The following is a 6,825-nucleotide window of genomic DNA, read 5'->3' as shown; positions in this document are numbered from 1 at the left end:
CCATCTCGCAGCCGCAATGATCTGGATGCAATGAATGTCGATCGGTCCTAGTGGCTGATCATCCAGGGACGCGCGGTCGGAAAACCCTTGGCGCCGCTCTTCGTCTTGGTCATCAGCCGCGCCGGCTTCTTCTTTCCCGTCGTGGAACAACAGCCGCAGCCCGGGCCGTGCGCGGCCTTGTACTGATCGAGCGTCTTCGGCGCGTGCCGGCTCCGCTCGTTGGTGGCGTACGCCTTGCGCTTGTCCGATGGCATGCAGAAGAACGCCGGTGCGGTGAGGATCACCCGTGGCGACGTCGTCTCGCATTGCGGGCAGTCCTGCGGCAGGTCGCATTCCGCCATCGGCCGCATATCGGTGAAGGGACCACAATCGTTGCAGAGATATTCGTAGATCGGCATTTCCTTAATCCTTGCGCAGTCGTGTATGACATCCGGCGATGGATGCGGGGCGACCAATACGCAGCCGTCCCGCACCCTTCGCGCAGGGATCACGGATCACTTGTCGGGCGAGATCGGCATCTGCACGTCGCCCTTGATATGCTTGATCGGTCCGGCCGACGACGGCATCACGTCGAAGTCGAATATCTCCGTCGGCAGCCACAGCGTGGCGCAGGCATTGGGCACGTCGACCACGCCAGAGATGTGCCCCTGGCACGGCGCCGTGCCGAGGATCGAATAGGCCTGGGCGCCGGAGTAGCCGAACTTCTTCAGATATTCGATCGCGTTCAGGCAAGCCTGCCGATAGGCGATGTGTACGTCGAGATAGTGCTGCTTGCCGGCCTCGTCGACCGAGATGCCTTCGAAGATCAGATAGTCCTTGTAGTTCGGCGTGATCGGCGACGGCTTGAACACGGGGTTCTTGATGCCGTACTTCGAGACGCCGTCCTTGATGACGTCGACCTTGATGTGCAGCCAGCCGGCCATCTCGATGGCGCCGCAGAAGGTGATCTCGCCGTCGCCTTGGCTGAAATGCAGATCGCCCATCGAGAGCCCGCCGCCGGGCACGTAGACCGGGAAGTAGATCTTCGAACCGCGCGACAGGTCCTTGATGTCGCAATTGCCGCCATGTTCGCGCGGCGGCACGGTGCGGGCGCCTTCGAGGCCGATCTTGGCCTTGACGTCGCCCTTGGCCTGGCCGGCATGGGCGGTCGGCGCGAACGGCGGATTGGCGAGGCCCGGCACCCGGCTCGGGTTGGTCGCGATCAGCTCGGCCTCGCGCTTGTTCCAGGCCGCCAGCATCTTGGCATCGGGCAGACAGCCGATCAGGCCGGGATGGATCAGGCCGGCGAAGTTGACGCCCGGCACGTGACGCGACGAGGTGTAGAGGCCCTTGATGTCCCAGATCGACTTCTGCGCCAGCGGGAAATGGTCGGTGAGGAAGCCGCCGCCGTTCTGCTTGGAGAAGAAGCCATTGAAGCCCCAGAGGCTCTCCTTCAACGGACCGACGTCGAGCAGGTCGACGACGAGGAGATCGCCGGGCTCGGCGCCCTTGACACCGATCGGCCCCGAGAGGAAGTGCACGATCGACAGATCGATGTCGCGCACGTCATCGGCGGAATCATTGTTCTTGATGAAACCGCCGGTCCAATCGACGGTCTCGATGATGAAGTCGTCGCCCGGGCTGACCCACTCGACGATCGGAACCTCCGGATGCCAGCGGTTGTGAATCTTGTCGTTTTCATAGGCCGACTTGCTGAGATCGACCTTGATCAGTGTATCAGGCATCGAGATGCTCCCCTTGGTTTACTGATAGTGGTTGGCTACACGGACAGATACTTTGAGATCTGCGCTGCATCGACGCTAGCGCGCGGATCGTCGCGGACGATCTCACCGTTCTCGATGACGAGCACGCGGTCGGCGATGTCGAGCGCGAAGCTCAGGACCTGCTCGGAGACGACGATCGACAGCCCCCGCTCGTCGCGGATCCGCTTCAACGTGCGTGCCATGTCCTTGATGATCGACGGCTGGATGCCTTCGGTCGGCTCGTCCAGCAGCAGCACCTTCGGCTTGGTCGCCAGCGCGCGGGCGATCGCGAGCTGCTGCTGCTGTCCGCCCGAAAGATTGCCGCCGCGACGCCCCTTCATTTCGAGCAGCACCGGAAACAGCTCATAGATGTCGCCGGGCACTTCCGAGCCACCGGAGACAACAAGGCCGGTCTCGATGTTCTCCTTCACCGTCATGGTGGAGAAGATCATGCGGCCCTGCGGCACATAGGCGAGCCCCTTCGCCACCCGCTCGTAGCTCTTCATCGCGCCTAGCTCGGTGCCGTCCATCGTCACCTTGCCGCTCTTGGCCGGCAGGATTCCCATCAGCGACTTCATCAGCGTGGTCTTGCCCATGCCGTTGCGGCCCATGATCGCGACGATCTCGTTGGGCGCGACGGAGACGTTGAGGCCGTGCAGCACCTCGCTCTGGCCATAGGCGACGTGAAGATCATTGATTGCCAGCATCGTTCCAGTTCCTCAGTGCCCCAGATAGACTTCGATCACCTTCGGATCGTTCTTGACGTGCTCCATCGTCCCCTCGGACAGAATCTGTCCCTGGTGCAGCACCGTGACCTTGTGCGCGATGTCCTCGACAAATTTCATGTCGTGCTCGATCACCAGCACCGAACGGTCCTTGATGATGCGGTTGAGCAGCTCGGCGGTCTTGGCGCGCTCGGACACGCTCATGCCGGCGACCGGCTCGTCGAGCATCAAGAGGTCGGGGTCCTGGATCAGCAGCATGCCGATCTCGAGCCACTGCTTCTGGCCATGGCTGAGCTGGTCGGCATAGGTGTTGAGCCGGTCCTTCAGGAAGATCATCTCGGCGACCTCCTCGACCCGCTGCTTGACCGCGTCGTCGCGCTGAAAGGTCAGCGAGCCGAACACGGTGCGGCCGCGCGGGTAGGAAATCTCGAGGTTCTCGAACACGGTGAGGTCCTCGAACACCGACGGCGTCTGGAACTTGCGCCCGACGCCGGCCTGCACGATCTCGTTCTCGCGCAGTCTCGTCAGCTCCTGGCCGCGGAACTGGATCGAGCCAGATGTGGCCCGGGTCTTGCCGCAGATCAGGTCGAGCACGGTGGTCTTGCCGGCGCCATTCGGGCCGATGATGACGCGGATCTCGTTCTCCTCGACGTAGAAGGAGAGATCGTTCACCGCCTTGAAGCCGTCAAAGGACACGGTGAGGCCGGAGACCGCGAGCAGGAAATCCTTGGGCTGATGGCCGACGAGCATGGTGGTCCCTCCTCACTCGGCCGGTGCGCCGTCGGCGACAAGGCCGGCCGCCGATTTCGATTTGCGTGATGCGAACAGGCGATCGATGCGGGGCTGGATATGATCGGCCCAGATCCCGGAGAGCCCGTTCGGGAAGGCCAGCACGACCGCGATGAACAGCGCGCCGAGGCCGAACAGCCAGAGCTGCGGGAAGGATTCCGAGAGGCTGGTCTTGGCGAAATTGACCAGCAGCGCGCCCCACACCGCGCCGAAGATCGACATCCGGCCGCCGACCGCGGTGTAGATCACCATCTCGATCGACGGCACGATGCCGACGAAGGACGGCGACATGAAGCCGACCTCGAGCGTGAACATGGCACCGCCGATCGCGGCGAACACCGCCGCGGCGCAGAACGCGAAGATCTTGAAGTTGGCGACGCTGTACCCGGAGAAGCGCACGCGATCCTCCTGCTCCCTCATCGCCACCAGGATGCGCCCGAGTTTTGTCAGCCGGATGAATTGCGCGGCAACGATGCATCCGAACAGCAGCACAACCTCGACGAAATACAGAATGAACTTGGCGTGATCGGTGCGGATGTCCCAGCCGTGCAGCGTGCGCAAATCGGTAATGCCGTTGATGCCGCCGGTGTAACCCTGCTGCCCCACGATCAGAATGGTGAGGATCGCGGCGATCGCTTGCGTGATGATCGCAAAGTACACGCCGCCGACCCGGCGCTTGAACATCGCAGCGCCGATGATCAGTGCGAAGAACGCGGGAACCAGCAGGATCGCCAGCACGGTGACCGGAAAACTGTGGAACGGCTTCCAGAACAGCGGCAGCTGCGTGATCTGGTTCCAGTCCATGAAGTCGGGAATGCCCGGCGTCGACTGGATCTTGGTGTTCGCGACCGAGGACGCCTCGAGCTTGAGGTACATCGCCATGCAGTAACCGCCGAGGCCGAAGAACACGCCCTGTCCCAGGCTCAGGATGCCGCCATAGCCCCAGCACAGCACGAGGCCGATGCCGACGAAGGCGTAGGTCAGATATTTGGCGACCAGGTTGAGGCGGAAGATATCCAGCGACAGCGGCAGGATGACAAGCAGCAGCACCGCGAGCGCAAGGAAGCCGAGCAGTTCGGAGCGATTGAAAAAGCGCGAGTTGATGACCATGACCTGCCTGCTTGTTCTTATTTGCGGACCTTGAGCGCGAAGAGCCCCTGCGGACGCACCATCAGGATCGCGACGATCGTGAGCAGCGTGATCACCTTGGCCATCGATCCCGACAGGAAGAACTCCAGCGTCGACTGGGTCTGCGAGATCGAGAAGGCGGAGGCGATGGTGCCGAACAGCGAGGCCGCGCCGCCGAACACGACGACCAGGAAGGTGTCGACGATATAGAGCTGGCCGGCGGTCGGCCCGGTCGAGCCGATCATGGTGAAGGCCGAGCCCGCGACGCCGGCGATGCCGCAGCCGAGGCCAAAAGTGTAACGATCGACCTTCTCGGTGTTGATGCCGACGGCGCCGGCCATCACGCGGTTCTGCACCACCGCGCGCACCTGCTTGCCCCAGCTCGACCAGAACAGCACGTAGGCGACCGCAATCGTGATCAGCATGGTCAGCGCCATCACGAACATGCCGTTGATCGGGATCTGGATGGAGTCGGTCGCCTGCCAGGACCCCATCATCCATTCCGGCAGCTCGACGCCGACCTCGCGCGCGCCGAAGATCGAGCGATAGGCCTGCTGCAGGATCAGGCTGAGCCCCCAGGTCGCCAGCAGCGTGTCGAGCGGACGCTTGTAGAGATGGCGTATCAGCGCCCATTCGACCAGCATGCCGAGCGCGCCGGAGGCGATGAACGCCAGGATCATCGCGATGAAGAAGTAGCCGGGGAACAGCCAGGGCGCGACGTGCTGCACGGCGTTCGACGTCATCCAGGTAACGTAGGCGCCGAGGATCATGAACTCGCCATGGGCCATGTTGATGACGCCCATCTGGCCGAAGATGATGGCAAGCCCCAGCGCCATCAGCACATAGACGGAGAACAGGATGAGCCCGGCAAATCCCTGCATCGCAAGGATGGCACCGAGATCGCTGATCGAATAGTCGCCGAACATCTGGTCCTCCAGTCCAAGGCCATACGTCGCGACACGGCCGCGACGGCGGATCGTGGGCGTGGACGACTTCGTCCACGCCGCGATGCGTTTGAAGTGAAGTTGCGCCTCAGGCGCGCAGCCTCACTGGTAGCCCTTGGGGAACGGATCCGGCTCGACGAGATCGGCGGTCTCGTAGATCAGCTCATACTGGCCGTCGGCCTTGGCGCGTCCGACGCGGGTCTTCGACCACAGATGATGGTTCTCGTGGATCCGGACGTAGCCTTCCGGCGCGCCCTTGAACTCGACGCCGGGGGAAGCCGCCGCGATCTTGTCGATGTCGAAGGAACCCGCCTTCTCCACCGTCAACTTCCACAGCCACGGGCCGAGGTACGCAGCCTGCGTGACGTCGCCGATCACGGTCTTCTCGCCCCACATCTTCTTGAACGCGGGCACGAAGGCCTTGTTGTTCTGATTGTCGAGCGACTGGAAGTACTTCATGCACGCATAGGCGCCCGCGATGTTCTCGCCGCCGATGCCGTCGATCTCGTCCTCGGTAACCGAGATCGTCAGCAGCGTCTGCTTCGACAGGTCGATGCCGGCGGCCTTGAGCTGCTTGTAGAACGCGACGTTGGAGCCGCCGACGATGATCGCGTAGATCACGTCGGGCTTGGTCAGCTTGATCTTGTTGATGACCGAGTTGAACTGGGTCGAGCCGAGCGGGAAGTATTCCTCGCCGACCACCTTGCAACCCTGCAGATGGTTCTCGATGTGCTTGCGCGCGATCTTGTTCGAGGTGCGCGGCCAGATGTAGTCGGAGCCGAGCAGGTAGAAGCTCTTGGCGCCCTTGGTCTTGTTGACCCAGTCGAGGCCGGCGATGATCTGCTGCGTCGCCTCCTGGCCGGTGTAGATCACGTTCTTGGACTGCTCGAGGCCTTCATAGAAGGTCGGGTAGTACAGCATGCCGTTATACTGCTCGAACACCGGCAGCACCGCCTTGCGCGAGGCCGAGGTCCAGCAGCCCATCACGGCCGCGCATTTGTCGTTGACCAAGAGCTTCTTGGCCTTTTCCGCGAAGGTCGGCCAGTCACTCGCGCCGTCTTCCTGGATGAACTTGATCTTGCGGCCGAGCACGCCGCCGGCGGCGTTGATCTGCTCGATCGCGAGCTTCTCGGCCTCGACCGATCCGGTCTCCGAGATCGCCATGGTGCCGGTCACCGAGTGCAGGATGCCGACCGTGACTTCGCTATCGGTGACTGCAAGACCCGTGGTGTTGACCGCGGAGGTTGCAGGGACGTCGGCAAATGCCGGACGGCCCAGCATCGAAACGGCCGGCAAAGCCGCCATTCCCATCAAGAGCTTGCGCCGGAGCGGAGACTTCAGGCCTGGTTTGGTTTCGTCTGACATGAGCACCCCATTGGTTCGAGAACGCTTATTGATCGGGCGAGGATTGCTCACTTTTGTGCAGCGCACTGATACGTGAGATCGCGTATACTGCACCGCAAAATAGCGACGTAGGTTTTTGGTACGGGATTTGCC

At 62.5% G+C, this 6,825-nt stretch carries 7 protein-coding genes; all 7 read right to left on the bottom strand.

Annotated features, from left to right (window positions below):
• Positions 1 to 47: 47 nt before the first annotated feature.
• The 7 genes from CO675_RS04915 to urtA all read right to left on the bottom strand — a co-directional run bounded on the left by CO675_RS04915 (position 48) and on the right by urtA (position 6,693).
• Positions 48 to 398 (bottom strand): FmdB family zinc ribbon protein, encoded by a 351-nt coding sequence (locus CO675_RS04915; protein ID WP_097670827.1) that lies wholly within the window; start codon positions 396 to 398, stop codon positions 48 to 50.
• Between the two features lie 96 nt (positions 399 to 494).
• Positions 495 to 1,724 carry a formamidase gene (fmdA, locus tag CO675_RS04910; RefSeq protein WP_097670826.1) on the bottom strand — a complete coding sequence of 410 codons (1,230 nt, stop codon included), beginning with the start codon at positions 1,722 to 1,724 and terminating at the stop codon, positions 495 to 497.
• A 35-nt stretch (positions 1,725 to 1,759) separates the two neighbouring features.
• Entirely contained in the window at positions 1,760 to 2,449 is a 690-nt protein-coding gene (gene urtE, locus CO675_RS04905) for an urea ABC transporter ATP-binding subunit UrtE (RefSeq protein ID WP_050400072.1), read from the bottom strand.
• A gap of 12 nt (positions 2,450 to 2,461) precedes the next feature.
• Positions 2,462 to 3,217, bottom strand: a complete 756-nt coding sequence (gene urtD, locus CO675_RS04900) for an urea ABC transporter ATP-binding protein UrtD (RefSeq protein ID WP_063695194.1) — start codon at positions 3,215 to 3,217, stop codon at positions 2,462 to 2,464.
• Between the two features lie 12 nt (positions 3,218 to 3,229).
• Positions 3,230 to 4,366: an urea ABC transporter permease subunit UrtC gene (gene urtC / locus CO675_RS04895; protein WP_097670825.1), complete on the bottom strand. Its 1,137-nt coding sequence runs from the start codon at positions 4,364 to 4,366 to the stop codon at positions 3,230 to 3,232.
• Between the two features lie 17 nt (positions 4,367 to 4,383).
• Complete coding sequence (gene urtB, locus CO675_RS04890) at positions 4,384 to 5,310, bottom strand: urea ABC transporter permease subunit UrtB (protein WP_097670824.1); 927 nt, start codon at positions 5,308 to 5,310, stop codon at positions 4,384 to 4,386.
• Positions 5,311 to 5,430: 120 nt separating this feature from the next.
• Entirely contained in the window at positions 5,431 to 6,693 is a 1,263-nt protein-coding gene (gene urtA, locus CO675_RS04885) for an urea ABC transporter substrate-binding protein (RefSeq protein ID WP_097670823.1), read from the bottom strand.
• Positions 6,694 to 6,825: the final 132 nt, after the last annotated feature.

This window comes from Bradyrhizobium sp. C9 (genome assembly GCF_002532045.1).
Taxonomy (GTDB): Bacteria; Pseudomonadota; Alphaproteobacteria; order Rhizobiales; family Xanthobacteraceae; genus Bradyrhizobium.
This window is presented reverse-complemented; position numbering and strand designations above follow the sequence as displayed.